Genomic DNA, 26,566 nt, shown 5'->3' on the forward strand with positions numbered 1-26,566 from the left:
TGACTCACACAATTGATTTAGCGCCCGGCGTACGATCGTTGGAAACGGAAGGACGCCATTCGACAGGTGACCCATGGTCCGCATCGAATATCTCAAACAGCAGATCGCCCGCGCCGAGCGGCTCGCCAAAGCCATTCTCGACCGGCAGACCGCCGAGCGGCTTCAAGCTTTCGCCGCCGAATGCCGCACGGAATTGTCGGTGCTGACGCTCAAGACCGCCGCGTGAGGCGTGCTGGCGCGCGTCACACCAGCTTCAGCGGCGCATCGGCAACGACACGGAGGTCGATGCTGCCGATCAGCGCCGCACGCCGCGCCTCCGCAGCGCTGATGGCCTCGTCCGTCTGCCGCAACGTCGAGACGTTCGAGCCGAGCGAGACGATCCCGCCGAGCACCAGGGCGATCGAACCGAGCGCGGCAGTCTGACCAAATCCAAACACGCCGAGGATCGTCACCACCAGCAGCGCTGCCCCGCCCCCGATCGCGATCTTCGACGCCAGGATGTACTTCCGGCAGCGCTCGGCGATCTCGGCGAGCCGCTCGATGCGATCTTCGATGTCGGAGATTTCGTCGGTCGGGTCGTCGTCGGTCATTGGGTCCAGATCGCCGATGCTTGGTCTCGAACGGAGCTTGATGCCAGCGGCCTAGCGGACAGCAAACCAGGCCGAGTGCATCGCCTCCAAGAAGGACTTGTTGATCTGCACTCCTGAGGCGTCCCCAAGAACACTGTCGATTCCACACTCGGGGCACAGGGCGGTGGAATCCTTATCAACCCACTCGACAATCCGATCGGGGTCAAACGTCTGCTTGCAATAGAAACAACCGCAAAGCCGACTGCTTTCGATCTCCGCACGGTGATTGCTGCACTTCTTATGTGCAACCCGTAGCGGGTGGTCCTCAGGCAATTCGAAAACGTCCGGCATATAAGACTGGCCTTCGACTACCCTGCTTTCCCCGGATCTTGCGCCGTAGCCCGCATGAGCGGAGCGACATGAGCAAGAACCCGGATGTCGATACACTCATCCGGGTACACTTCCCTCACAACGGCAAATTGTCGTGCTTCTTCGCCGGCATTTCCGTCTTCTTGTCCTTCAGCATCGCGAGCGCCCGCGCGATCCGCTTGCGGGTCGAGTGCGGCATGATGACGTCATCGATATAGCCGCGCTCGGCTGCGATGAAGGGGGACAGGAAGCGGTCTTCGTATTCCTTGGTGCGCGCCGCGATCTTGTCGGGGTCGCCAATATCAGAGCGGAAGATGATCTCGACCGCGCCCTTGGCGCCCATCACGGCGATCTGGGCGGTCGGCCAGGCGTAGTTCATGTCGGCGCCGATCTCCTTGGAAGCCATGACGTCGAAGGCGCCGCCATAGGCCTTGCGGGTGATGATGGTGACGAGCGGCACGGTGCACTGCGAATAGGCGAACAGCAGTTTCGCGCCATGCTTGATCAGGCCGCCATATTCCTGCGCGGTGCCGGGCAGGAAGCCCGGCACGTCAACGAAGGTGACGATCGGGATGTTGAAGGCGTCGCAGAAGCGGACGAAGCGGGCCGCTTTCCGCGAGGCATCGCTGTCGAGCACGCCGGCCAGCACCATCGGCTGGTTGGCGACGAAGCCGACGGTACGGCCGGCGATGCGGCCGAAGCCGGTGACGATGTTCTTGGCGAAACTTTCCGCGATTTCGAAGAAGTCGCCCTCGTCCACGACCTTCAGGATCAACTCCTTCATGTCGTAGGGCTTGTTCGGATTGTCGGGGATCAGCGTGTCCAAGGACATGTCGACGCGGCCGATGTCGTCGAAGCTCGGCCATTCCGGCACGCCATCCGTATTGTTGGACGGCAGGAAGTCGATCAGGCGCCGCATCTGCAAGAGCGTCTCGACGTCATTCTCGAAGGCGCCGTCGGCGATCGAGGAGCGCGTGGCGTGCACCGAGGCGCCGCCGAGCTCTTCGGCGGTGACGACCTCGTTGGTGACGGTCTTCACGACGTCCGGGCCGGTGACGAACATGTAGCTGGTGTTCTTCACCATGAAGATGAAGTCGGTCATGGCCGGCGAATAGACGTCGCCGCCGGCGCAGGGGCCCATGATGACGGAGATCTGCGGGATCACGCCCGAGGCCAGCACGTTGCGGCGGAAGACGTAGGAGTAGCCGGCGAGCGCGGCGACGCCTTCCTGGATGCGGGCGCCGCCCGCGTCATAGAGGCCGATGATGGGCGCCCTCGCCTTCATCGCCATGTCCTGAAGTTTCGTGATCTTCAGCGCGTGGGTCTCGGACAGCGAGCCGCCGAACACGGTGAAGTCCTTGGCGAAGACAAACGTCTTGCGGCCGTTGACGGTGCCCCAGCCGGTAACGACGCCGTCGCCGGGAACCTTGGTCTTCTCCATCCCGAACTCGGTGGAGCGGTGCTCGACGAACATGTCGAACTCCTCGAACGACCCCTTGTCGAGCAGCAGCTCGATGCGCTCGCGCGCCGTCAGCTTGCCGCGGGCGTGCTGCGCCTCGATGCGCTTTTCCCCGCCGCCGAGTTTTGCGGCGGCGCGACGGTCTTCGAGGGCGTCCAGGATGTGTTTCATTTGCTCCCGCCAGTTCTTAAGTGATGCGGGGTTCTAACACGGCATTTTGCGGGCCGGGAAGCGGCTTTCGGCGTCGCAGGGCTGCCCTGCCGCAGCGTGAAAGCGCAAGGAATTACAGAGCTTTGCCTAGGAGACGAACATGAGCGAAGGAATGGCCGAGGCGGGCGCGGCGACGGGCAGCGTTAACATCCTGTTGCGGCTGGAGGGCCTGACCCTGTTCGCAGGGATGGTGACGCTCTACGCCGCCTGGGACGGGTCCTGGCTGGTTTTTGCCTTGCTCTTCTTCGTGCCCGATCTGAGCTTCCTGGCATACCTGTCCGACGCCAGGTTCGGCGCGATGGTCTACAACGCCGCTCACAGCTACATGGCGCCGGTGGCGCTGCTGACGCTGGGCTTCGGCCTCGCCTCGCCCCTCACTTTGTCAATTGCCTTGATCTGGCTTGCCCATATCGGCATCGACCGGGCGCTCGGCTACGGCCTGAAATATTCCGCAGGGTTCGGCTTCACCCATCTCGGCCGGATCGGCCGCCAGAAGGACGCCTGACCGGCGAGCGACCCTGCGAAGCTTGGACTCCCCGCCCCCTCCGCCGTGGAGGAGTTCTTACAGGCGCCGTTCAAGCCAGGTCAGGGGCAACGGGCGCTGGAGTCAGATCGCGCCGATCTCGGCAAGGCAAGCCTGTGTCAGCGGCATGCGCTCGCCGATCAGACGCGGCTCCTTACAATCCATGTTGAGCGCGAACACGGTGTGCGCCTCGCCCTTCTCGGCCCAGCCGACCATCCAGCCGAGCGACGGCTCGCCGCGCTCGGCCCCGAGCAGGCCCGACTTGGCGCGGATGATGCTGTCGCCGACCTTGGTTACCGGCAGGATGTCGGCGACGAGATCCTGGCTGCGCTTTGAGATCGGCAGCACGCGACGGCGCAGCCGGTCGACGAAATCGACCTGCTCGACCGGATCGATGCGCAGGGCGCCGGTGAGCCAGAACTGGTCGATGCCGCCGCCGATGTCGCGATTGCCGTAGTCGAACTCGTCGACATATTTCTGCATGCGTTCCTGGCCAATGCGCCGTGCAATCTCCTGAAAGACCGGCACCGAGCTCACCGCGATGGCGCTGCGCAGCGTGTGATCCTTGTTCCAGGCCTCGATCGGGCGCTTGACGCCGTCCCAGGGAAACACGTCCTTGTCGGGGTCCGCGACCACTCCGGTCTCCAGCGCAATCAGCGCGTTCGGAATCTTGAAGGTCGAGGCCGGCAGCTTGCCCTCACCCGAGCGCTCCTTGTCGCTGGCGACGATCAGATAGTCCTCGACCTTGTAGCCGACGAAGGTGCCGGATGTGCCGAGATCGGTGAAGCGTTTTGCAAGACTCTCACGGATTTCATTGCGCGGCGGCGCGACGTGGGCGCGCGCGCGGGATGGCAGAACCGCGGCTGCGGCGAGAAGACCTAGGGTGGAACGACGGGTCAGCAAAAGTGATATCCGTGAACTGTGGGAGGCCGCGCGACCATGCAGCCGCTACGTGGTGAAACGATGACAGGTTATTCTTACCGTCCCCGGCCCGACAGCCGCAGCACGAACACCAGCACCTCGGCGACGGCCTTGTAGAGATCCGGCGGGATCTCGTCGCCGAGTTCGACCCTGGACAGCGCGCCGGCCAGAATCTCGTTCTCCTCGATCGGGATGTCGTGGGCCTTGGCGATCTCGACGATCTTTTCGCCGATCGTGCCCTTGCCTTTGGCGACGACGACAGGCGCGTTGGTGCCCTTCTCGTAATGGAGGGCGATCGCAAGCTTGGATGGATCGCTCATGTCGCGCGATCCAGGAAGTGCCCGGCGCGGGCCGGCGCCGGCTGCGGCGGCGGGCCGTCGCGGACCACGATGTCGCCGGGCTTGAGCTCGGCTCTCGTCAATGCCTGGCTGAGCTCACCGACGCCGGCACGGAGCTGCTGCGCGGTCGCCGGCCGCTCCGCCCACATCCGCACGAAGGTCTTGTCGCCGTTCAGCGTGATCAACGCATGCACGGGTCCGGCCGGCTCCACATTGAGGGAGAAGCGCGCGCGCCAGGTGCGCTGGGCGGAATCGCCGGACTCATTGCCGCCGTCGCGCGAGATCTCGAACTGCGCCATCGCGGTGCCCTGCGGGGTCGCGAACGGAATCTCGAAATTCCAGTGCGGCACGGCCGGATCGATGCGGTGCCCGCTGGCATCGATGCGATCGGGGAGCGACGCGATTTGCAGCAGCGTCTGCCGCGCGATCGCCGCATCGGTGTCGTCGAGCAGGCGATGCACGGTGGCAGCGAGCGGCGTATCCGGCGCCAGCGATGGCGCGGAGATGGACTGCGGCGCCGGCAGCGCACCGCGGAATGGCGGGGGCGTCGCGTGTGCGGCGGCCTCGAAGACGTGGCCATCCGGTACGGCCTTGTTGGAGCCCGGCACGTTGCCAGTCAGGCGCGGCAGGTTCTGCGTGACCTCTTGCAGCAGGCTCGCGGCTAGGCCGGCGGACATGGTCCGCGACGTCGCCGCCTGCGAAGCCCCGCCGGCGATGTCGGCGAGCACGCCAGCGGCGGGATTGGCGCGGCCCGGCGTTTGCGGCTGTTGCGCGATTTCGGCTGATGGCGATCCGACCTGCGCCGCCCCACCTGCTGCCGGAGCCGGCGAGGCGCCTTGCATCGGTGGCACGGCCCTCTCAATCGTGGACAGCGCCTGGCGCAGCTCCAGCAGCGCCGCCTTCAGATCTGGCATTGTGCCTGACGACGGTGTTGCGCCTGCGGCGAGCGAAGCCTCGAGGAACAGCCCCGACTTCTGGAATGCGGATTCGATATCGCCGCCGGCAAGCCCGGTATCGAGCGGCGTCTGCTGAGACAGCACGGCCAGCACCGCCTGCTTCAAGCCCGCGGGCAGATCGCTGCCGGTGACGACGGCGGCCAGATTGGCAAACAGCGGCGCCTGGCTGCCCTGCCTGGTGACGGCATCGGCCGAAGCCACCGTGACGGCGACTTGCTCCGGAGGTGTCAGCGTGTTGCGCGCGGCGCCCGCCGACGGCGCAAGCGGCGGACTCTCCACCAGCGAGGCCGCACGCGGCGTCAGCGTGACCACGTCGGCGGCCGCCTCGCCCGCCCCGCCGACGACGGCAAGACGGACGGTGCCGTCGTTCCGCGACACCGCCAGCTGGAGATTTTGCCCGGGCGACAGCGCGACTTCCGACATCACGTCGAGCGATAGATTTGCGATCGCGATCCGCACCAGATTGTCGGCGAGGACGCTGACGACCCTCGCATCGACGACACTGCCGGCTTGAAGCAAAAGATCGGGCGTCGCCGCATCAGCCAAGGGGCTGGCGGCGCTGACGGGAGCAACGGAAGTGACCGGCGTCGGCATCTCAGCGGCCTCAGGGAACGCCGGCCCACCGTAACGCTGCGTCGTAAACCTCTCGTTAAGGACCTGTGGTCCCGGCCGGGCTTGCGGCCGCCAGCACGGCCACGGCGGCCTCGAAATCCCTGAGGCGGATGGCCCGGCGCCTGGCTGCTTCCTCGTCCACGCCCCATTGCTCGGCGTTCCAGTCCTCGTCGACGTGGGCGGCGGTCCAGACCTGGCCGGCGTCCCGCGCGCCATGGGCGAGCGCCAGTGCCAGCAACGCCGAGCCGGTCAGGGTCGTCACCACATGGAGAGCGGCGACCGACCAGGCATCCTGCGGCAGCGCGGCGCGAGCCGCCCGAAGCGCCTGCTCCGGCTGCTTCACATGCATGACGCCCTCGGACAGGATGAAATGCGCTCCCAGCGTCTCCGCCGCCCAGAACAGCACGGGATCCCAATGCTCGGCCTCGCGGGCGACCAGTCCCTCGGGATGGCCGGCACGATAGAACAGCAAATCGGACTCGAAATATCTGGCGAGGTCGTCGCTGACGAGCTCGACGCGATCGACGACACCCTCCACCACGCTGTTGGCCATCCGCGTCAACGGCATGGCCATGGGGTCCATCGTCTCGCCCTGGGCTGCCCATTCCGCGGCCACCGCATCGGCAAGGTCGCGCGAAGGGATGATTACCTGGCGGCCGGACGGCGTACGGATCGGCTTGCCGTCGAGCACGACGGCATACCCGCCATCGGCCTCGCTCACGCCCGCATCCTTGTAGAAGCGCTTGCGCTGCGGCGGACGCGCCGACTGGCGTGCCGCCTCGCGCGGATCTGGCGGGGCTTGCCCCGCAGCTTCATCGAACAATTCGCGCATGTCGGTTTTTCAGTCCCTGCCGCTGAATGCCAGGCTTTTAGGATAAACCCGGCAGCCGATAAAGCGAGCGGCGGGCATGGGGGAACTTGGCGGGCGCTGCGGACCTGTTCGCCGGGCCTGGCCGCTAGATCGACCCTAGTTCGCGCATCTGAGCGCATAGGTGCCGCGGTGAGCGGGGCCCAGCCCCGCGCCAGCGGCATCCTCAAGGCACTTCGAAAAGCGATCGCTGAACGAATTACGCGGGAGCGGCCGGTAGTTGTAGCTCGGCGGCGCATCGAGCTGCGGCATTTTCGGTACCTCAAGCTTCGGCGGCGGTGGCGGCGAAGGCGGCGGAACGACCTGCGTGGGGCCCGGCAGCACAATTTGTGCCTGAGCCGCCTGCCCCAAGAGCAGTGCGGTCAAAACCATGAGACAGAGCGAGAACCGTTTCATGGAGGATATGTTGTGCTCCGATCGCCCCCGTTCAACCTGACTTAACTATTCTTCAGGCGCGTTCTCGATCGGATCAAATCTGGTTGCATCCAGCCCGAGCAGGTTCCACGACTGCTGCATGTGTGGCGGCAGCGGCGCGGTGGCGTCGATCACTCCGCCGCGCGGATGCGGGATGACGATGCGGCGTGCCAAGAGATGCAGCCGGTTTTGCAAGCCGCCCGGCAGCTGCCAGTTCTCGATGTTGAAATATTTGGGATCACCGACGATCGGATGGCCGATATGGGCCATGTGGGCGCGCAGCTGGTGGGTGCGGCCCGTCACCGGCTTCAGCGACACCCAGGTCAGCTTGTTGCCGGCGGTCTCGACCACCGCATAATAGGTCACCGCGTGGCTCGCGCCCTCGTCGCCATGCTGGGCGATGCGCATGATGGTGTCGTCCTCGCTCTCTTCCTTGGCGAGGAAGGTCGAGATGCGGCCCTGCTTGGGCTTCGGCAGGCCCGGTACCAGAGCCCAATAGACCTTCCGCGCCGACCGCGAGCGGAATGCGCCTGTCAGGTGCGAGGCGGCGAAGCGCGTCTTGGCGATCAGGAGACAGCCCGACGTCTCCCTGTCGATGCGGTGCACGAGCCTCGGCTTCTGGCCCTTGGCATCGCGCATCACCTCCAGCATCTGGTCGATGTGCCGCGTCATGCCCGACCCGCCCTGCACGGCAAGGCCGGCCGGCTTGTTGAGGACGAGGACGTCGTCGTCCTCGAAGATCGTCATGTCCTTCAGCGCCTTCAGTGTCTTCTGCGCAGCTTCCGAGAGCTCGCCGACGACCTTCGGCGCATCGAGCTTCAGCGGCGGGATGCGGACGCTCTGCCCTTCCTCCAGGCGGTCCTTGCTGTCGACGCGCTTGCCGTCGACGCGCAGCTCGCCTTTGCGGACGACGCGCTGGATATGGGAGAACGACAGCCCGGGGAAGCGCGCTTCGAGGAAACGGTCGACACGCATGTTGTTCTCGTCGGCCGTCACCTTGACGGTCTGGACCTTGGTCGGCAGCAGCGGCTCGATAGATTTCTCCGGCGCAGGCCTTTCCAGGGCGGCTTTAGGCGGCCGCCGCTCAGAGCGTTCGGGGGCGCGCCGCTCAACACGCTCACCGGCAAAGCGCGGCGGCTTGCCGCCAGGCTTCCCGCCCGGACGCGGGCCGGCCTTCTTCGCGCTGTGCGACTGATGCGGTCGCGAGTCATCGCGCTCGTCACGCGAGCGCGGCTTTGGGTTCATTCTCTTGATACGGCGGCTCATGGTAGCCTGCCTACCCTAAAAGCCGGCTCCCGTCACGGCGAAATGGCCGCCTCTAGCGCGAGCCGCCCCGCTCCTTCCGCAGCTTGGCCCAGTAATCCAGCCGCTTCCTGATCTCCCGCTCGAAGCCTCGCTCGGGCGGGTCGTAGAAGGTCTGGCGGCCGAGAGCCTCCGGAAAGTAGTCCTGGCCCGAGAAGGCGTCGGGGGCATCGTGGTCGTATTCGTACGCTGCACCGTAGCCTTCCGACTTCATCAGCTTGGTCGGGGAATTGAGGATGTGCTTCGGCGGCAGCAGCGAGCCGGCCTGCTTGGCGACCTGGATCGCCGTGCCGAAGGCGGTGTAGACCGCGTTCGATTTCGGCGCGGTGGCGAGATAGACGACGGCCTGCGCGATGGCGAGCTCGCCTTCGGGATGGCCGAGAAAGTCGAAGGCGTCCTTGGCGGCATTGGCGACGACGAGCGCCTGTGGATCGGCAAGCCCGATGTCCTCGACCGCCATGCGCACGACACGACGGGCCAGGAACAGCGGATCCTCGCCGGCATCGAGCATGCGGGCAAGGTAATACAGCGCGGCGTCGGGATCGGAGCCGCGCACCGACTTATGCAGCGCCGAAATCAGGTTGTAATGGCCGTCGGCCGACTTGTCGTAGATCGGCGCGCGGCGTTGCAGGATGTCCTGCAACTGCGCGGCATTGAAAATCTCGTCCGCCCGCGCCGAACGCCACACCTCTTCGGCAAGCGTCAGCGATGCGCGGCCGTCGCCGTCGGCCATGCGCACCAGTACCGCGCGCGCCTCCGCATCGAGCGGCAGCTTCTTGCCCTCGACCGCCTCGGCATGTGCGAACAGCTTTTCGATCGCGGCGGCATCAAGCGAACGAAACACCAGCACGCGCGCGCGGGACAGGAGCGCCGCGTTGAGCTCGAAGGACGGGTTCTCGGTGGTGGCGCCGACCATGACCACCGTGCCGTCTTCCATCACGGGCAGAAAGGAATCCTGCTGGGCGCGGTTGAAGCGATGCACCTCGTCCACGAAGAGCAGCGTGCCCTTGCCCATCTCGCGGCGGGCGCGCGCAGCGTCGAATGCCTTCTTGAGATCGGCGACGCCGGAGAACACCGCGGAGATCTGTTCGAAATGCAGATCGGTGGCATCCGCCAGCAACCGCGCCACCGTCGTCTTGCCGGTGCCCGGCGGGCCCCAGAACACCAGCGAGCCGAGCGTGCGCGTCTCCAGCATGCGCGTCAGCGCGCCGTCGGGGCCGAGGATGTGGTCCTGACCGACGACCTCCGACAGCGCGCGCGGCCGCAGCCGGTCCGGCAGCGGATGTGGCGCCTCGTGGTCGAGCCCCGCCGCGGCAAAGAGAGTCGGCGTTGGCTGTGGTCGCTTCGGACTCATCCGCCCAACGTGACGTTGATCTGCTGGCCGCCGCGCACCAGCGTGATGCGCCATATCCGCGACCGCTCGCCTGCGGCCTTCTCGAGGTCGCCGGTCTTGCTGATCTTCTGGTTGTTGACGGCCAGGATGATGTCGCCCTTCTGGAAGCCGACATTGGCAGCCGCGGTATCGCCGCCGATATCGGTGATCACGACGCCTTCGGTGTCGGCGTCCAGACGCAGTTCGTCAGCGACCGCGGGCGTGATGGTCGAGACCTTCGCGCCCTGGAACGGCGAGCGAGCCGTGACGACGAGCTCGCTGCGCCCGGTATCGGGCGCGGTCTCCAGCGCCACGGTCAGCTTGATCGGCTTGCTGCCGCGCTGCACGTCGATCTGCGCGGTGCCGCCGAGCGGACGGGTTGCGAAACGGTAGTCGAAGGCGTTGGGATCATCCACGGTCTGGCCGTCGATGCCGGTGATGAGGTCGGAGGATTTCAGACCGGCCTTCGCTGCGGGGCCGTTGGGCACCACGCTTGCGACCAACGCACCGGTCGGCGAGCGCAGGCCGAGGCTTTCCGCGATCTCTGGCGTCACCGCTTGCAATTTTGCCCCGAGCCACGGCCGCTTCACTGCCTTGCCGCCGCTCTTGGCGGATGCGACGACGACGCGCACCATGTTGGCGGGAATCGCAAAGCCGATGCCCTGCGAGCCGCCGGAGCGCGAATAGATCGCCGTGTTGATGCCGGCGAGCTTGCCGCTCATGTCGACCAGCGCGCCGCCGGAATTGCCGGGGTTGATCGGCGCATCGGTCTGGATGAAGAACTGGTAGTCGGTGATGCCGACCTGCGTGCGCGCCAGCGCCGAGATGATGCCGTGGGTCACGGTCTGGCCGACACCGAAGGGATTGCCGATCGCGAGCACGACGTCGCCGACCAACAGTTCATCGGAATTCGTGAAATCGAGGGTCGGAAATTTTTCCTTGGCGTCTTTCAGGCGCAGCACGGCGAGATCGGTACGCGAATCCTTCAGCAGGATCTCGGCCTCGAACTCGCGCTTGTCCGACAGCGACACTTTCACCTGGTCCGCGCCTTCGATGACGTGGACGTTGGTGACGACGAGACCGGAGGCATCGACGATGACGCCCGAGCCGAGCGAGCGCTGCATCTGCTCGGGCTGCTGACCCGGCACGCCGAAGAAGCGGCGGAAAATCGGGTCGTCCAGCAGCGGATTGCGGTTCTGCACCATCTTGGCGGCATAGACGTTGACGACCGCGGGCTGCACCCGTTGCACGATCGGCGCATAGGACAGCCGCAGCTCGGCCGGCGACGACGGGACGCGGCGGTCCTGCGCAGAGGCCGGATTGAAATGGGCCGAAAAGGCTATGCACAAGGCCGTGACGACGGCGGTCCAGGTCGATCGAAACATTCCTACCTCTCGGAAAAGACGCCGGAATATAGGCGCGTTCGCCCCTCAATAGAAGGGCGCGGGGCGGCAATATTCGGCCTCATTCCGACGGCTCCCCGGATGCAAGCCCGTCGTGCGAAATCGCAATTTTCAGAGCGCCGTGGGTTGGCATGATCCGCGTCCTCTCGCATTGTGGCGCACCGGCAGAATTCGGTTGCGACGAATTTGCATCAGTGGGAACCGCCCAACCGTGACGCGCCGCCGCGGGGCAGTCATCATTCAATCCTAGTCTCTCCCGTCGCGACTTGGGGAGGTTCGTCAAACGATGGAGGTCTGACGTGATCAGGACAAGAATTGCGGCAGCGGCGCTTGTTCTTGCCGGCGTGCTCGCGGCCTCCCAGGCCCAGGCAGAATCAGCCAGCAGCAGCAAGTCGGCGGCGGGAGCTTTGGCGCCCAAGCCATGCGCCGATCCCTGGGATTTCGTCGCCACGAACTGCCTGCTGACCTGGAAGGGTATCACCGTCTACGGCACGATCGACGTCGGGGTTGGCTGGCAGAGCCACGGCGCGCCGTTCGACCCACGGTCCGCCGTCGCGGCGTCATACCTGGTGCAGAAACAGAACAGGTCACCCCTTTGGACTTTAGCGCCCAACGCGCTCAGCAACTCCACCATTGGAATCAAAGGGACCGAGCCGATCGGCGCAGACTTCTCCGTTGTATTCGCGCTGGACGCCGGATTTGACCCATATTCCCTGCGGCTATCTGATGGACCGGGATCGGTTGCCGCGAACATTGGCGTCCCCCAGAACCAGCAAACTGCGTTTTCCGACTCCAGCCGGGCGGGTCAGTGGTACAACGGCCAAGGCTTCGTGGGTGTCAGCTCTCCGACCTACGGCACCTTGACCGTTTTCCGACAGAACTCGCTGACCCTCGATGCAGTCCTGGATTACGATCCGTTCGGCGCCTCCTACGGCTTCTCGCCAATCGGCTTCCAGGGAATCACGTGCGGCGGCGGCAATACCGAAAATTGCAGACACTCGACGTCGCTGAAATACAGGCTCAAGGTCGGCCAGTTTCGCGCGGCCGCACTCTGGCAATTCGGCGGCTATGCCCAGAACAACGCCTCCCATGGCGCATACCAGTTCGGAGTTGGCGCCGATATTCCGACATGGGGCAAAGACGTACTCTCGATCGACACCATCTACAGCTATGTCAGGGATTCAGTGGCGCTTGGACTCGCCCCTGGCAGCAACGACGCCAATGGGACGCCGATTCCGCCGTTCCTCCCGCAGATTCTCACGGCGACGATTTCCGACAACAGCGCCGTGATGTTCGTAGCCAAGTACACGACCGGAGCGCTCAAGCTATACGCCGGTTACGAGCATATTCGATACATGGCGCCGAGCAATCCGCAGACTGCCTTTACCAGTATCTCCGGAGACTTCCTTTGCGAAGGCTGCGCCGCATTCAACAACACGAATATCAACAATGCTGCGTTTGGTGTGAACGGTCTTGGCAACAGGACCTTGCAAATCATGTGGCTCGGGACAAAGTATGCCGTCACGGAAGATCTGGATGTGATCGCCGGCTACTACCATTACATCCAGAACTCCTTCTTCGGAACAGCGGCCGGAGGACCAGCTCCCTGCTTCAGTGCCGCGCGCGCACAATGCGCCGGGACTTTCGACGCGATCTCCGCTGCCGTTGATTGGCGATTCGCCCCGAAATGGGATACCTACGCCGGGATCATGTTCACGCAAGTGAATGGAGGCTTGGCCTCCGGCTTTCTGCAACACAACAACATCGCCCCCACAGTCGGGTTGCGCTTCCGCTTCTGAATTCTCCGATCTGCGAATAGGTCCGATCGTTTCCAGGGCACCGTTCGAACTCGCTCGCTTTGGGTCTGCGGAGCCCGCTGATTAAATTGCAATTCAATGGTGCCCGCGCATTCCAGAACTACATCGCTTCCAGGCGGACCAGCCGGTCCGGTCGCTCGCCAGGTCGGGGCAGCGCCAAACGACCGGCGTCGATGGCCAGGAATAGCGCATTGGCGAGACAGCAAATGAACACCCTAAGCAAACGCCGGCACAGCAGGTCGGTACACGTGACTGTAGCCGTATCTGTCGCAATCGTGGCACAAGCTTTTGTTCTCATAGGCGACTTCGGACCCAGCAACGATTCGCTAGGTGACCGCAGCGCGGCGATGGTCACGGCCGCGGCGGTGTCCAGGGCTGGCGCAATCGAGATTCGCTCAGAGCCCATCAAGCGGCCGACAGTCTGACAACGATCGAATTCCGACACGTTGGAGCCCGCGCGAGGCGATTCAAACAAACGCTACCTCGACCCGTCGTGCACGTGAACGCTGACAGCCGCCGGACCGGTCCTCGGACCGGCGAACGGAATATAACCGTGCGCGAATGAAAGACCCGGCGGCCCATCTTATAGGAGATGCTGAGGTCGCATGGTGACGGCAGAAGCGGATCTTGAACGATCGGGAACCTCGACAACAAGAGGGGCTGTATCGGTGGTTTCCTCGACGCCAGTTCGCGACAAGCTGTCAACATAGCATCTTCATCGCTGCCGGTCTGTGATCTCATGCACCTCATCCCTCCGAATGCGAAGTGCCGCGGACAACTGCAATGACTGTACAGACCACATTGAGGGTCAGAGAGCGATCAATTTGCCCTTCCGGACATGCAAGACCGCTTCCTAGCGATCGCGGGAGACCCATCTGATGGCGTTTGTCGCGTTCATGCTGAAGCGACCCTATACGGTCATCTCGGGATTGATCCTGATCGCGCTGCTCGGCGTCGGTGCCATATCAAGGATGTCCATCGACATCTTTCCTGAGATCGACGTTCCCGTGGTGGCGGTGGTCTGGACCTATAACGGCATGTCGGCGCAGGACATCCAGAACCGGATTCTGACGCTGCACGAACGTCAACTTGCCTCGTTGGTCGATGATATCGAACGCATCGAAGCGACAAGCTACTACGGAGTCGGCGTCGAAAAGATATTCCTGCATCAGGGCGCCGACGTGACACGGGCCATTGCCCAGCTTTCCAGCAGCGCCCTCGTCGTTCTGAAGTACATGCCGCCCAACATCACGCCGCCGCTCGTCCTGCGTTACGGAGCGACGGACGTCCCGATCATCCAGCTCAGCCTCTCGAGCCCGTCGCTGCCCGATTCCACCCTCAACGACCTCGGTCAGAACATCATCCGTCCTGATCTCGCGGTCGTGCATGGCGCCGAGGTCCCCTATCCGTATGGCGGCAAGCCCCGTGTCATCATGGCCGACCTCGACCAGGATGCATTGAACGCGCGCGGCCTGACACCGAGTGACGTCGCCAAGGCGCTGCAGCGACAGAACATCATTTTGCCCTCCGGCGACGTGAAGATCGGCAGCAAGGACTATTCGCTCTCGATGAACAATAGTCCCGACGTGATCGGCACGATCAATCGGTTTCCCCTCAAGCAGATCGATGGCCGCACTGTGTTCGTCCAGGACGTCGCCCACGTCCATGACGGGTACCAGGTGCAGACCAATTCGGTGACGGTCGACGGAACTCCGGGCGCGCTGATGTCCGTGCGAAAGACGGGAGGCGCTTCCACGCTCACCGTGATCAATGGAATCCGAGACAGCCTTTCCAACATCAGGCACTTGCTGCCCGACGGGGTCACCATCAAGCCGATTTTCGACCAGTCGGTCTTTGTCAAAGCCGCTCTGAACAGCGTGGTCATGGGCGGCCTGATGGCGGCAGGCCTGACCGCGTTGATGATTCTGCTTTTCCTCGGCAGCTGGCGACTGACGCTCATCATCCTGGCGACCATACCGATGGCCATCATCACCGCCATATTGGTCATGTATGCGGGCGGCGAGACGCTCAACACGATGACACTTGGCGGTTTCGCGCTCGCGGTGGGCATCCTGGTGGACAACGGCACCGTGGTGATTGAGAACATCGAGCGGCATATTCGCGAGAAGGAGCCGCTGGTGCCCGCGATCATCAACGGCGCCGGCGAAGTGAGCATCCCGACGGTGCTGTCGACGATGTGCATCTGCATCGTCTTTGTCCCGATCTTCCTGCTTCAAGGCGTGGCGAAGTATCTCTTTTCCCCGCTGTCCCTCTCGGTCTGCGTTTCCCTGGTCGCCAGCCTGCTACTGTCCTTCACGCTCGTGCCGCTGCTGTTTCGCGCCCTGATGCGATCGGCTGTGGAGCAACATGGCGAACACGAGGTCAAGCCGCAGACTTCGCTCAGGGAGCGCGCGCTCAAGCCGTTCAGGGCGATCCACAACGGCTTCGAAAAGGGCTTCTCGCGTTTCCGGGAGACTTACCGGAATGCACTCGCGTTCTGCGTTGCGCATTCGGCGGTCACCGCCGTCTTCTTCGGCGTGCTGATGGCCTTTTCCCTGGCGCTTTTTCCCCTGATCGGGCAGGACTTCTTCCCGCAGGTCGATGCCGGTCAGATGCGGCTGCATGTCCGTGCGCCGCCGGCAACTCGGATCGAGGAAACCCAGCGGCAATTCGCACAGGTCGAACGCGCGATCCGCAAGATCGTGGGTGACGATCAGATCGACACCATGCTCGACAATATCGGATTGCCCTATAGCGGGATCAACATCGCGCTGAGCGATTCGGCGACGGTCGGTCCGATGGACGGAGAAATTCTCGTATCGCTGAAAAAGAAGCATACGCCGACCGCCGCGCATGTCGCCGACCTCAGGCGTGAATTGCCGCGGCAGTTTCCTCAGATGCAGTTCTTCTTCCAGGCGGCCGACATCATCGACCAGGTCCTCAACTTCGGCCAGCCTGCGCCAATCGATGTCAGAATATCCGGGCCCGACAGCGACTACAGTTTCGCGCTGGCGTCGAAGATCGCGGCGGATCTCAAGCGAGTTCCGGGAATCGTCGACTCGCACGTGTTTCAGGTCCCCGACGCGCCCGCACTCACGGTCTCGGTTGATCGCGCCATTGCACAGCAGTTCGGATTGCACCAGGGAGACATCGCCGGCAACGTCCTGGTGACTACCAACTCGAGCGCACAGATAGCTCCGAATTTCTGGGTCAGCCCCAAGAACTCCGTCAGCTATCCGTTGGTCATCCAGGCGCCGACCTATCGCCTGGACTCGACCGCCGCCCTCAACACCTTGCCTGTGCTGGCGAGAAACGACGGCGAGCAAAGTCAGGTCCTGATGAACGTTGCGAAACTTGGACGCGAGAAGACTCCGCTCGTGGCGTCCCAGCTCAATATCCGCCCGGTGTTCGACGTCAATGCCGACGTTCAGGGAATCGATCTCGCCACGGCAGCGCGCGAGATCGACAAGGTCCTGGCGGCGAACCAGCCTCCCCCGGCCAAAGCGACCCACGTGACGCTCGCGGGTCAGGTCGCCACCATGCGCGAGAGCTTCAACGGATTGTTTTCCGGCATGGCGGTGGCCGTTATCCTCGTCTACCTCATCCTCGCGATCAATTTCCAGAGCTGGATCGATCCCCTGATTGTCCTGTCCGCTGTGCCGCTCGCGATCAGTGGAGTGATCTGGATGCTGTTCCTGACGGGGACCAACATCAGCGTGCCAGCCTTGATGGGGACACTGATGTGCATCGGCCTGACGACCGCCAACAGCATCCTCGTCGTTACCTTTGCCAATCAACGAATGGCGGCCGGCGACACCCCGATCACTGCCGCGGTGGCAGCCGGCTATACGCGGTTACGGCCGGTGCTGATGACGGCGGGCGCCATGATCCTGGGGATGATCCCGATGGGCCTCGGCGTCGGCGAAGGGGGCGAGCAGAATGCGCCGCTCGCGAGGGCGGTCATCGGCGGCCTGTTATTTGCAACGTTTGCAACACTGATCCTGGTACCAGCCGTCTATCGGCTGATCCGACGCCCTCTGCCGACGGACGACCCGATGGATCGGATCGCAATCGACGAAAATCCATCCGTTCAATAGAGAGCTTTCGAGCCGAGGTATCCATGCCAGCCGATCCCCCGCTGCCCAACGACGAACAGCCACCGAAGAAGATGCTGGACTATGATTTCCGCACCGGATCGCGAATGAGCATAGTCGCCCTCGTGCTCGCGGGAGTGCTGGTCGCCGGGTTCTTCTACGTCAATGCCGAGCGGCGCTACAAGACGAACAAGCTGGCTGCCACGACGCGGGAAGAAATGTCGAGGCCTCCGCCGGTCGACGTCGTCCTCGCCAAGTCGTCGCCGCTCACACATCGTCTCGTCCTGCCCGGCGAGACCGCCGCCTGGCATGACAGCAAGATATATGCCCGGGTGAATGGTTACGTCAAAAAGTGGCTCGTCGACATCGGTGATCCCGTCAGCGAGGGACAGGTGCTGGCATTGATAGAGACACCCGAGCTCGACGCTCAGCTTCAGGCCGCCCGGGCCAAATTGAGTGCCGCGGAGGCCGAAGTGAACGTCAAACAAGCCAAGGACGACTTCGCCAAGAGCACGTATGAGCGCTGGCGTAGCTCGCCTCAAGGCGTCGTATCGGATCAGGAGCGCGAGTCGAAGAAGGCAGCCGCAATAGCTGCGGAATCCGAGCTGGTTGCTGCCAAGGCTCAAGTCACGCTGGACAAGGCGGACGTGGACCGACTGACCTCCCTCACGGAGTTCAAGCAGGTGAAGGCTCCGTTTGGCGGCACCATCGTCGAGCGTGATATCGACCTCGGCGACCTCGTGACAGCCGGCAGCGGATCGGGGATGTCGGCTCTCTTTCGGGTGGTCCAGAGCAGACCGATGCGGGTCTTCGTCGACGTGCCGCAAAGTGCCGCGGACCGCCTTCTGACCGACGCCCCCGAAGCCGACATTGCAGTCGGGGGCGATGCGAGCCGGCATTACGAAGGCAAGGTATCGCGCACCTCCCGCGCCATCAATCCGCGCTCCAGAACCCTTCGGGTCGAGATCGATATTCCGAACGCAGATTCCCGGCTGGTGCCGGGACTGTACGTGGAGGCAAAGTTCAGCCTGAAGAATGCCATCGGGGTCCAGGTTCCGGCAGCTGCGTTGTCGTTCCGACCGGCACCGCAGGTTGCGGTCGTCGACGACAAAAATGTGGTAGAGTTTCGGGATGTCAAAATCGGTGTAGACGACGGGAATGTCGTGCAGATCGAATCCGGCCTCAGGGAAGGCGAAAGGGTCGCACTCAACCTTTCCAGCCAAATCGTGTCCGGGATGACAGTCGAGGCGCATGATCTCGACGCCAGCCCCCGGGACGACAAGGAATCATAGCTTCGGCCTCGCAAGCAGCGAAATCTTGAAAGCCCGGCAAGGGTACCGGATCTCTCGAAGCCCTTAGATGATGGCGGTGGCATATGAACTCGCTCCTTCCCTCGCGGGTATTTAGAAGCTGGATTTTGTGTTGGGGAGCCGCGAGCTTGTCCGCTTGCTCCGTCGGCCCGGATTTCAGCATGCCCGAAGCGCAGCTTCCGGGAAGATACATCGCCAGACCAGACTCCAACGCAAACCATTCTGCCCATGAGCGAACGACAGCCGTCGATCTGTCGCAATGGTGGCGTTCGTTTCGGGATCCTCACTTGGTTTCACTTGTCGAGCGGGCGATCGCGGCCAATCCCGACATCGCAATCGCATTAGGCCGCCTGCAACAGGCCCGCACCAGACAGTTTGTTTTGACCGGCGCGGCCCTCCCGAAAGGCCAGTTGTCAGCGGGCGCCGGATTTGGAACTGGTAGCGACAACACCCGAGGACGAGTCTCGGAGACTCTGCACAGCGCGAGCAATACTGCCGGTTTCGATCACGTATTCGAAGCTGGAGGATTCGATTCAGCATGGGAGCTCGACGTTTTCGGGAAGCTGCGGCGCGAGATCGAGGCCTCGCATTTGGACGCGCTGGCTGCCGCTAAGGCTCGCGACGCGGTCCTAGTCTCGGTCATTGCCGACGTTGCTCGCGTGTATATCGAATTGCGGGGTTATCAGGCCCAACTCGCAGCAGTTCGCAGGAGCATGGAAACCGCCCAGCGGAGTTTGAAGGTCGCGCAGACCCGTTTCAGTGAAGGACTCACGAACGAGCTGGATGTGACGCTCGCGCAACGCCAGGTCGCGACGTTCGAGGCCACGGTTGGACCACTGACGGGGCAGATTCAGTCGAGCCAGTATGTCATAGCTGGCCTGCTTGGACAGTTTCCCGAGACGCTTGCCAAAGAACTCGGGACGTACACGCCTCCTCCGCGTCTTCCGGCCAAGATCCCGATCGATCTACCGGTCAGCCTACTGCAGCGACGCGCGGACATCCAGCAAGCCGAATTCGAGGTTGGGTCCGCGACCGCACGCGTCGGTTCTGCAACCGCAGATCTCTTTCCGCGTCTCGCCGTTACAAGCGCAGTTGGCGGCCAGGGTGGCGCACGCGCAGCCACCGGGACGCCGATTACGTTCATCGGCGGGGTCGGTCCCGCGCTCTATTGGCCGGTGCTGGACTTCGGCACCCTCGATGCCCGCGTCGAGTTGGCCGATTATCAGGCGCGCGAGGCGCTGCTTCGATACAAGGCCCGTGTGCTGAATGCCGTGCAGGAGGTCGACCAGGCGATCGCAGGCTACAATGGTGAGCGGAGTCGCCTCGCCAGCCTGTCACGCGCCCGTAGCGCCTCCCTTGTTGCCGTCAAGCTTGCGTCTGAGCGCTACGAGCGAGGGCTCACGGATTTCCTCAACGTTCTCGATGCCGAGCGACAACAGTTCGAACTCGAGGCCCAATACGTCACTTCTCAGCGCAGAGCGGGAGGTGAGCTAGTGGCTCTTTACAAAGCCCTGGGTGGCGGCTGGGAGTCCTATCAGGCCGTTCCGCCCGTACGGATCCCGGAGCCCGCGATTGCTGCCGCAGTGCGGGAATCCGCCCGGCTGCGTCCGGCCTCTGCAGATCCCGGTTCATTGCAATTCCAACCCTGAAGTGATCGCTGCCTCTTGGCTCGCCGCAGGCGAGCGGCTTGCAATTGGGACACCAGAGGACAACTAGTCTATGAGGACGCTGTTACTCACGGAGATACAGGTATGAAGGCCGTCGGCTACAAAAAATCGCTTCCGATCGAGGATGCGGATTCACTGATCGATTTCGAGACCGCCAGGCCTGAGCCCGGGGGACGCGACATCCGCGTCGCCGTGAAGGCGATCTCGGCCAATCCGGTCGATTACAAGGTGCGCAAGCGCGCAGCTCCGCCCGAGGGCGAGACGAAGATCCTCGGCTATGACGCGGCCGGTGTGGTCGATGCCGTCGGCCCCGACGTGACTCTCTTCAAGCCGGGCGACGAGGTGTTCTACGCCGGCTCGATCCTGCGCCAGGGCACCAACGCCGAATTCCACCTGGTCGACGAGCGCATCGTCGGCAACAAGCCGAAGAGCCTGTCGTTCGCGCAGGCCGCCGCTCTCCCCCTCACGTCCATCACCGCCTGGGAATTGCTGTTCGACCGGCTCGGCGCGGTGCCCGGCAAGAGCGTCGATCCGCGCACGCTCCTGATCACGGGCGGCGCCGGCGGCGTCGGCTCGATCCTGATCCAACTTGCCCGCCGCCTCACCGGGCTGACCGTACTTGCCACCGCGACGCGGCCGGAGTCGCAGAAATGGTGCCTCGATCTCGGCGCTCATGCGGTGATCGACCACGGCAAGCCGATGAAGGAGCAGATCGAGAAGCTGAAGCTGCCGCCGGTCGGGCTGGTGGCGAGCCTGACTTTCACCGACCAGCACTACAAGGCGATTGCGGACTTCATGGCTCCGCAGGGAAGGTTCGGCCTGATCGACGATCCCCCGGAATTTGCCATGAGCACTTTCAAGGGCAAGGCTATCTCGGTGCACTGGGAATCGATGTTCACGCGCTCCTCGTTCCAGACGCCAGACATGATCGCGCAGCATCATCTGCTCAATGATGTCGCCGACCTCATCGACAAGGGCGTGCTGCGCACCACGCTCGACCAGACCTTCGGCACGATCAACGCCGCCAACCTCAAGCGAGCCCACGCGCTCTTGGAGAGCGGAAAGTCGCGCGGCAAGATCGTGCTGGAGGGGTGGTAGGCTTCAGCTCGACGCGGGCGGCGCCTTCGCTTCCGGCGGACGCGTCGCCCGTTCGACAAAGCCTTTGGCCAATGCGTGATAGATGCCCTCTTCGCAGATCATTCGCGAGGTCACGTGCGCGATCAGCGCGGCCGCCATCAACGGCACGACCATGCCGTGATTGTCCGTCATCTCGGTCACGATCACGAACGCGGTGATGGGCGCCTGCACGACGCCGGCAAAGTACGAGACCATGCCGAGCAGCATGATCGCGCCGAGCGGCGCATCGTGGAAGAACGAGGCGATGTTGCTGCCGATGCCGGCACCGACGGCCAGCGACGGCGAGAAAATGCCGCCCGGTATGCCGCTGATCGCGGCCAAGGTCGTCGCCAGGAGCTTGAGCACGCCGAAATCCTGCGGCAATGCGGAGCCGTGCTCCAGTGCCGTCTTCACCTGCTCATAGCCGGTGCCATAGATCGTATCGCCAGACACTAGGCCGCAAACCGCGACGGCAAGTCCGCACGCGAATGCGAACCAGAGCGGATGGACCTTGATCGCGCGTCCGAGCGGATTCTTGAACCCGCGCGCCGTCGCAATGACGATGCGGCTGAACAGGCCGCCCGCGAGGCCGCCTACCACGCCACAGAGCGGAACGGCCAGCCAGTCCGTGCCACGCGCCAGCGACGTCACGCTGCTGCCGAAATAGGCGTAATTGCCGGCGAGTGCCAGCGAGGTCAGGCCGGCCGCGATCACGGCAGCGATGATGAGGCTGCTGGTACGCGTCTCGAAGGCGCGGCTCATCTCCTCGATTCCGAACACGATGCCCGCCAACGGCGTATTGAAGGCCGCGGCGACCCCGGCCGCCGCACCGGCCAGGATCAATCCGGGTTGACGGCGAGGCGACACCCGCCCGATCGCGAACATGACGGAGGCGCCGACCTGCACAGTCGGCCCTTCCCGTCCGATGGAAGCCCCGCACAACAGTCCAAACAGGGTGAGGATCATCTTGCCGGCGGCAATGCGCAGGGACACGAGCCGCGCTCGCGCAGCCTGATCGTTCAAATGGCGCGCAGCGATGGCCTGCGGAATCCCGCTGCCCTGGGCGCCGGGAAACAGGCGGATGGTGAGATAGGCCGATAACATGAAGCCGAGCGGCGTCACCACCAGGACCGCATAGCGCGACTTGGCGAGCAGCAGCCCGAAGACGTCCTGGGCGAGATCGGCGAGTTGCGCCAGCACCACGGCTGCGGCGCCAATGACGATGCCGCCGAGCAGGAAGATCGCCCGCCGCTGCCATCGGGCGGAAGCGATCCTCCACAGCCGCTTGTTGCGTATGAACCGAGCCGTGATCATTCACCGAGTTTTAGCCGGTCACGCCCGGAATTGAAGGGGTCGAGGAACAGATCAGCTAGGCCGGAACCACACCTTCGACGAAGATCAGCCGGCGCTCCAGCGCCGTCCGCCGCAACTTCAGGGCCTCGGCATAGTCCGGCGAGCCGTACCATTCGCGTGCCCGCGCCATCGAGGGAAACTCGACGATGATGACGGTCCCCGGCGACGAGCTGCCCTCCACCACCTCGACGGCGCCGCCGCGCGCGAGGTAGCGGCCGCCATATTGGGCAATGGTCTGAGCCGCGAGCGTGCGGTAGGCCTCCATCGCGGCTCCGTCGCGCACCTCGACCTCGGAGATCACATAGGCCGCCATGCGCGCCGCCTCAGGCGATCGTGTTGACGATGCCGCCCTCGGCGCGCAGCGCTGCACCGTTGGTCGCGGACGCTTCCTTGGATGCGACATAGACCACCATGTTGGCGATCTCGTCGACGCTGGCAAAGCGCTGGATCAGCGAGCTCGGCCGATGCTGCTTGACGAAGTTCGCAGCAGCCTCGTCCACCGATTGTCCATTCTGCTTGGCGAGATCCTTGACGAACGTCTCGACGCCCTCCGACATGGTCGGGCCCGGCAGCACGGAATTGACCGTGACGCCGGTGCCGCGGGTGAGCTGCGCCAGGCCGCGCGCGACGGACAGCTGGGCTGTCTTGGTCATGCCGTAATGGATCATCTCGACGGGAATGTTGAGACCCGACTCCGAGGAGATGAAGACGATGCGGCCCCAGTTGCGCTCGAGCATGCCCTTCATGTACGCGCGCGACAGCCGCACGCCGCTCATCACGTTGATCTCGAAGAAGCGGGTCCAGTCCTCGTCCGGGATGTCGAAGAAGTCCTTGGGTTCGAAGATGCCGGCATTGTTGATGAGGATGTCGACGTCTGGCAGCGCCGCAACGAGCGCCTCGCAGCCTGCCGCGGTCGAGACGTCGGCGGCGATGCCGCGGACCTTCGCCCCTGCCCCTTCCAGCTTGCGGACGGCCGCATCGACCTTGTCCTTACCGCGCCCGTTGATCACGACACTCGCGCCCGAGGCGGCGAGGCCCTTGGCAACGGCGTGGCCGATGCCGGCGGTCGAGCCGGTGACGAGGGCGGTCTTTCCGGAAAGGTCGATGTTCATGCGATGTCTCCATGGATGATGATGGAGATATCGGGAGCGAACTGTGATGCCGCAATCGGGCTCACTGACGCGTGAGGAAGCGCATGTACACGGGCGAACCGCTCACGCATCCAAACAAAAACGGCGCCCGGAAAGGCGCCGCTTTCAATTCATAGAAGCTGATCGGCTTACGCCGCCTCGGCTTCCTTCTCCTGCACCGGGCCGGAATCCTGGCCCTTGGCATCGACGTCGCGATCGACGAACTCGATCACGGCCATCGCGGCGTTGTCGCCGTAGCGGAAGCCGGCCTTGATGATGCGGGTGTAGCCGCCCTGCCGGTCCTTGTAGCGGGTCGCGAGCGTGTCGAAGAGCTTCTTGACCATGTCGACGTCGCGCAGCTCCGCGATCGCCTGGCGGCGCAGCGACAGGCCGCCCTTCTTGCCGAGGGTGACGAGCTTCTCGACGATCGGGCGAAGCTCCTTGGCCTTGGGTAGCGTGGTGACGATCTGCTCGTGCTTGATCAGCGAGGCCGCCATGTTGGCGAACATCGCGCGGCGGTGCTCGGCCGTGCGGTTGAGCTTCCGATGAACCTTGCCGTGACGCATGTGAGTAGTCCTTTTTCGATTGTGTCGCGGTGGTTCAGCGACTGGTTTTCAGGTGGGCTTCCTGCGTTCGCCCTAGTTCGCGAATAGCGAATGGCGAGTAGCAAATGGATGTTCTTCTCCATTCGCTATTCGCCACTCCCAACTCGCTCAGTAATGATCCTCGAAGCGCTTGGCGAGCTCGTCGATGTTCTCCGGCGGCCAGCCCGGCACTTCCATGCCGAGGTGCAGACCCATCTGGGCCAGAACTTCCTTGATCTCGTTCAGCGACTTGCGACCGAAATTCGGAGTGCGGAGCATTTCCGCTTCGCTCTTCTGCACGAGGTCGCCGATGTAGACGATGTTGTCGTTCTTCAGGCAGTTGGCCGAACGCACCGACAGCTCGAGCTCGTCCACCTTCTTGAGGAAGGCCGGGTTGAAGGCGAGGTCCGGGATGATCTCCTGGGCGACTTCCTTGCGCGGCTCTTCGAAGTTGACGAACACGTTGAGCTGATCCTGCAGGATGCGGGCGGCATAAGCCACCGAGTCGTCCGGCGTGATTGCGCCGTTGGTCTCGATCGTCATGGTCAGCTTGTCGTAGTCGAGGATCTGGCCCTCGCGGGTGTTCTCGACCTTGTAGGAGACCTTGCGGACCGGCGAGTACAGGCTGTCGACCGGGATCAGGCCGATCGGCGCATCCTCGGGACGGTTGCGCTCGGCGGGCACGTAGCCCTTGCCGGTGGCGACCGTGAACTCCATGCGGATCTCGGCGCCCTCGTCGAGCGTGCAGATCTGGAGGTCCGGGTTGAGCACGACGACGTCGCCGACGGTCTGGATGTCACCGGCGGTGACGACGCCGGGGCCCTGCTTCTTCACGACCATGCGCTTGGGGCCTTCGCCCTGCATCTTGATCGAGATGTCCTTGATGTTCAGCACGATGTCGGTGACGTCCTCACGCACGCCGGCGATCGAGGAGAACTCGTGCAGCACGCCGTCGATGTGCACCGACTGCACCGCCGCGCCCTGGAGCGAGGAGAGCAGGATGCGGCGCAGGGCATTGCCGAGTGTCTGGCCGAAGCCGCGCTCGAGCGGCTCGGCGACGATCGTCGCGAAACGCGAGGAATCGCTGCCGGGCGTCACCTGGAGCTTGTTCGGCCGAATCAGTTCTTGCCAATTTTTCTGGATCGTCACTGTTTCACCCATACAGGCCAGCCAATTTGAGGCATCAAATACTGGCGTTGGAGAAAGGCCGCAGAGCATTCCTGCGGCTTCTTGCAAAGTCATTGCGGGCGCCGATGCGCCCGCAACTCGTAAAAATCAAACGCGACGACGCTTGCGCGGACGGCAACCGTTGTGCGGAATCGTGGTCACGTCACGGATCGAGGTGACGGTGAAGCCCGCGGCCTGGAGCGCGCGGAGCGCCGACTCGCGGCCCGAACCGGGGCCGGCCACCTCGACTTCCAGCGTGCGCATGCCGTGCTCCTGCGCCTTCTTGGAGACGTCTTCGGCGGCGACCTGCGCGGCGTACGGGGTCGACTTGCGCGAGCCCTTGAAACCCATCGTGCCGGCCGAAGACCAGGCAATCGTGTTGCCCTGCGCGTCGGTGATGGTGATGGTCGTGTTGTTGAACGACGAGTTCACATGCGCGACGCCGGAGGCAATGTTCTTGCGCTCACGACGACGAACGCGGGTGGCTTCCTTGCCCATTGAGTCCCTTTCCTGAAGATCTCAAACGCCGCCGTAATGCCAGCGGCTACACCTGTGGAAGCAAATAGTGAGAGCGAATGGCGAATAGGGATGCTCCCTACTCGCCATTCGCCATTCCCTATTCGCGAGTTTACTTCTTCTTGCCGGCGATCGCCTTGGCCGGACCCTTGCGCGTGCGCGCATTGGTGTGGGTGCGCTGGCCGCGCACCGGCAGACCGCGACGATGACGCAGGCCGCGATAGCAGCCGAGGTCCATCAGACGTTTGATGTTGATACCGACCTCGCGACGCAGATCGCCCTCGACGAGATAGTCGCGGTCGATGACTTCGCGGATCTGGAGCACTTCGGCGTCGCTGAGCTGATTGACGCGACGATCCACGGGGATCTTCACCTTCTCCAGGATCTCACTGGCGATCTTCTGACCGATGCCATGGATGTACTGGAGCGCGATCAGCACGCGCTTGTTGGTGGGAATGTTCACGCCGGCAATACGGGCCACGGCCTTCTCTCCTGT

The 26,566-nt window shown here is 63.8% G+C and carries 24 protein-coding genes; 7 read left to right on the top strand and 17 right to left on the bottom strand.

What is annotated here, in order from left to right; all coding sequences use genetic code 11:
• Positions 1-73 precede the first annotated feature (73 nt).
• A complete protein-coding gene (locus FJV43_RS02505) occupies positions 74-226 on the top strand; it encodes a hypothetical protein (RefSeq protein ID WP_239624396.1) in 153 nt (50 codons plus the stop codon).
• A gap of 16 nt (positions 227-242) precedes the next feature.
• Here FJV43_RS02505 and FJV43_RS02510 read toward each other — a convergent pair whose 3' ends face one another.
• Both FJV43_RS02510 and FJV43_RS02515 read right to left on the bottom strand, forming a co-directional pair.
• Positions 243-590, bottom strand: a complete 348-nt coding sequence (locus FJV43_RS02510) for a hypothetical protein (RefSeq protein WP_239624398.1) — start codon at positions 588-590, stop codon at positions 243-245.
• Between the two features lie 445 nt (positions 591-1,035).
• Positions 1,036-2,568, bottom strand: coding sequence for an acyl-CoA carboxylase subunit beta (locus FJV43_RS02515; protein ID WP_239624399.1), 1,533 nt, complete (start codon positions 2,566-2,568; stop codon positions 1,036-1,038).
• 139 nt (positions 2,569-2,707) lie between these two features.
• Here FJV43_RS02515 and FJV43_RS02520 point away from each other — a divergent pair, with 139 nt between their 5' ends.
• Entirely contained in the window at positions 2,708-3,112 is a 405-nt protein-coding gene (locus tag FJV43_RS02520) for a DUF4260 domain-containing protein (protein WP_239624401.1), read from the top strand.
• Between the two features lie 102 nt (positions 3,113-3,214).
• Here the strand turns inward: FJV43_RS02520 and FJV43_RS02525 are convergent, their stop codons facing one another.
• From FJV43_RS02525 to FJV43_RS02560, 8 genes are all read right to left on the bottom strand, one after another.
• Complete coding sequence (locus FJV43_RS02525; protein ID WP_239624403.1) at positions 3,215-4,033, bottom strand: penicillin-binding transpeptidase domain-containing protein; 819 nt, start codon at positions 4,031-4,033, stop codon at positions 3,215-3,217.
• A gap of 74 nt (positions 4,034-4,107) precedes the next feature.
• Positions 4,108-4,371, bottom strand: coding sequence for an EscU/YscU/HrcU family type III secretion system export apparatus switch protein (locus tag FJV43_RS02530; RefSeq protein WP_131867626.1), 264 nt, complete (start codon positions 4,369-4,371; stop codon positions 4,108-4,110).
• Entirely contained in the window at positions 4,368-5,939 is a 1,572-nt protein-coding gene (locus tag FJV43_RS02535) for a flagellar hook-length control protein FliK (RefSeq protein ID WP_239624405.1), read from the bottom strand. The genes FJV43_RS02530 and FJV43_RS02535 overlap by 4 nt, the downstream gene beginning before the upstream one ends.
• Positions 5,940-5,994: 55 nt before the next feature.
• Entirely contained in the window at positions 5,995-6,789 is a 795-nt protein-coding gene (locus FJV43_RS02540) for an ATP12 family protein (protein ID WP_239624407.1), read from the bottom strand.
• 135 nt (positions 6,790-6,924) lie between these two features.
• Positions 6,925-7,221, bottom strand: a complete 297-nt coding sequence (locus FJV43_RS02545) for a hypothetical protein (RefSeq protein WP_239624409.1) — start codon at positions 7,219-7,221, stop codon at positions 6,925-6,927.
• 45 nt (positions 7,222-7,266) lie between these two features.
• Positions 7,267-8,505 carry an RluA family pseudouridine synthase gene (locus FJV43_RS02550; RefSeq protein ID WP_239624411.1) on the bottom strand — a complete coding sequence of 413 codons (1,239 nt, stop codon included), beginning with the start codon at positions 8,503-8,505 and terminating at the stop codon, positions 7,267-7,269.
• A 52-nt stretch (positions 8,506-8,557) separates the two neighbouring features.
• Positions 8,558-9,895 carry a replication-associated recombination protein A gene (locus tag FJV43_RS02555; protein ID WP_239624413.1) on the bottom strand — a complete coding sequence of 446 codons (1,338 nt, stop codon included), beginning with the start codon at positions 9,893-9,895 and terminating at the stop codon, positions 8,558-8,560.
• Positions 9,892-11,298, bottom strand: coding sequence for a DegQ family serine endoprotease (locus tag FJV43_RS02560; protein ID WP_239624415.1), 1,407 nt, complete (start codon positions 11,296-11,298; stop codon positions 9,892-9,894). Before FJV43_RS02560 ends, FJV43_RS02555 begins: the two co-directional genes overlap by 4 nt.
• A 317-nt stretch (positions 11,299-11,615) precedes the next feature.
• Between FJV43_RS02560 and FJV43_RS02565 the strand changes: the two genes are divergently transcribed.
• From FJV43_RS02565 to FJV43_RS02585, 5 genes are all read left to right on the top strand, one after another.
• Positions 11,616-13,115, top strand: a complete 1,500-nt coding sequence (locus FJV43_RS02565) for a porin (RefSeq protein WP_239624417.1) — start codon at positions 11,616-11,618, stop codon at positions 13,113-13,115.
• Between the two features lie 896 nt (positions 13,116-14,011).
• Positions 14,012-17,230, top strand: coding sequence for an efflux RND transporter permease subunit (locus FJV43_RS02570; RefSeq protein ID WP_239624419.1), 3,219 nt, complete (start codon positions 14,012-14,014; stop codon positions 17,228-17,230).
• A gap of 23 nt (positions 17,231-17,253) precedes the next feature.
• Positions 17,254-18,519: an efflux RND transporter periplasmic adaptor subunit gene (locus FJV43_RS02575; protein WP_239624421.1), complete on the top strand. Its 1,266-nt coding sequence runs from the start codon at positions 17,254-17,256 to the stop codon at positions 18,517-18,519.
• A 179-nt stretch (positions 18,520-18,698) separates the two neighbouring features.
• On the top strand, positions 18,699-20,186 hold the full coding sequence (locus FJV43_RS02580) for an efflux transporter outer membrane subunit (RefSeq protein WP_239624423.1): 1,488 nt from the start codon (positions 18,699-18,701) through the stop codon (positions 20,184-20,186).
• Positions 20,187-20,288: 102 nt separating this feature from the next.
• Positions 20,289-21,302 (top strand): zinc-binding alcohol dehydrogenase family protein, encoded by a 1,014-nt coding sequence (locus FJV43_RS02585; protein WP_239624425.1) that lies wholly within the window; start codon positions 20,289-20,291, stop codon positions 21,300-21,302.
• Positions 21,303-21,305: 3 nt separating this feature from the next.
• Here FJV43_RS02585 and FJV43_RS02590 read toward each other — a convergent pair whose 3' ends face one another.
• The 7 genes from FJV43_RS02590 to rpsM form a co-directional block, all read right to left on the bottom strand.
• Entirely contained in the window at positions 21,306-22,634 is a 1,329-nt protein-coding gene (locus FJV43_RS02590) for a chloride channel protein (protein WP_239624427.1), read from the bottom strand.
• Between the two features lie 55 nt (positions 22,635-22,689).
• Positions 22,690-22,986, bottom strand: coding sequence for a DUF1330 domain-containing protein (locus tag FJV43_RS02595; RefSeq protein ID WP_239624429.1), 297 nt, complete (start codon positions 22,984-22,986; stop codon positions 22,690-22,692).
• Between the two features lie 10 nt (positions 22,987-22,996).
• Complete coding sequence (locus tag FJV43_RS02600) at positions 22,997-23,785, bottom strand: SDR family oxidoreductase (RefSeq protein WP_239624431.1); 789 nt, start codon at positions 23,783-23,785, stop codon at positions 22,997-22,999.
• Positions 23,786-23,952: 167 nt separating this feature from the next.
• Positions 23,953-24,369 carry a 50S ribosomal protein L17 gene (gene rplQ / locus FJV43_RS02605; protein ID WP_063682058.1) on the bottom strand — a complete coding sequence of 139 codons (417 nt, stop codon included), beginning with the start codon at positions 24,367-24,369 and terminating at the stop codon, positions 23,953-23,955.
• 147 nt (positions 24,370-24,516) lie between these two features.
• A complete protein-coding gene (locus FJV43_RS02610; RefSeq protein WP_239624433.1) occupies positions 24,517-25,548 on the bottom strand; it encodes a DNA-directed RNA polymerase subunit alpha in 1,032 nt (343 codons plus the stop codon).
• A gap of 114 nt (positions 25,549-25,662) precedes the next feature.
• Positions 25,663-26,052 carry a 30S ribosomal protein S11 gene (gene rpsK / locus FJV43_RS02615; RefSeq protein WP_007603045.1) on the bottom strand — a complete coding sequence of 130 codons (390 nt, stop codon included), beginning with the start codon at positions 26,050-26,052 and terminating at the stop codon, positions 25,663-25,665.
• 130 nt (positions 26,053-26,182) lie between these two features.
• Positions 26,183-26,551 carry a 30S ribosomal protein S13 gene (gene rpsM, locus FJV43_RS02620; RefSeq protein ID WP_028137012.1) on the bottom strand — a complete coding sequence of 123 codons (369 nt, stop codon included), beginning with the start codon at positions 26,549-26,551 and terminating at the stop codon, positions 26,183-26,185.
• Between the last annotated feature and the right edge of the window lie 15 nt (positions 26,552-26,566).

It is taken from the genome of Bradyrhizobium sp. I71, assembly GCF_022354745.1.
In the GTDB taxonomy this organism is placed as follows: Bacteria; Pseudomonadota; Alphaproteobacteria; order Rhizobiales; family Xanthobacteraceae; genus Bradyrhizobium; species Bradyrhizobium liaoningense.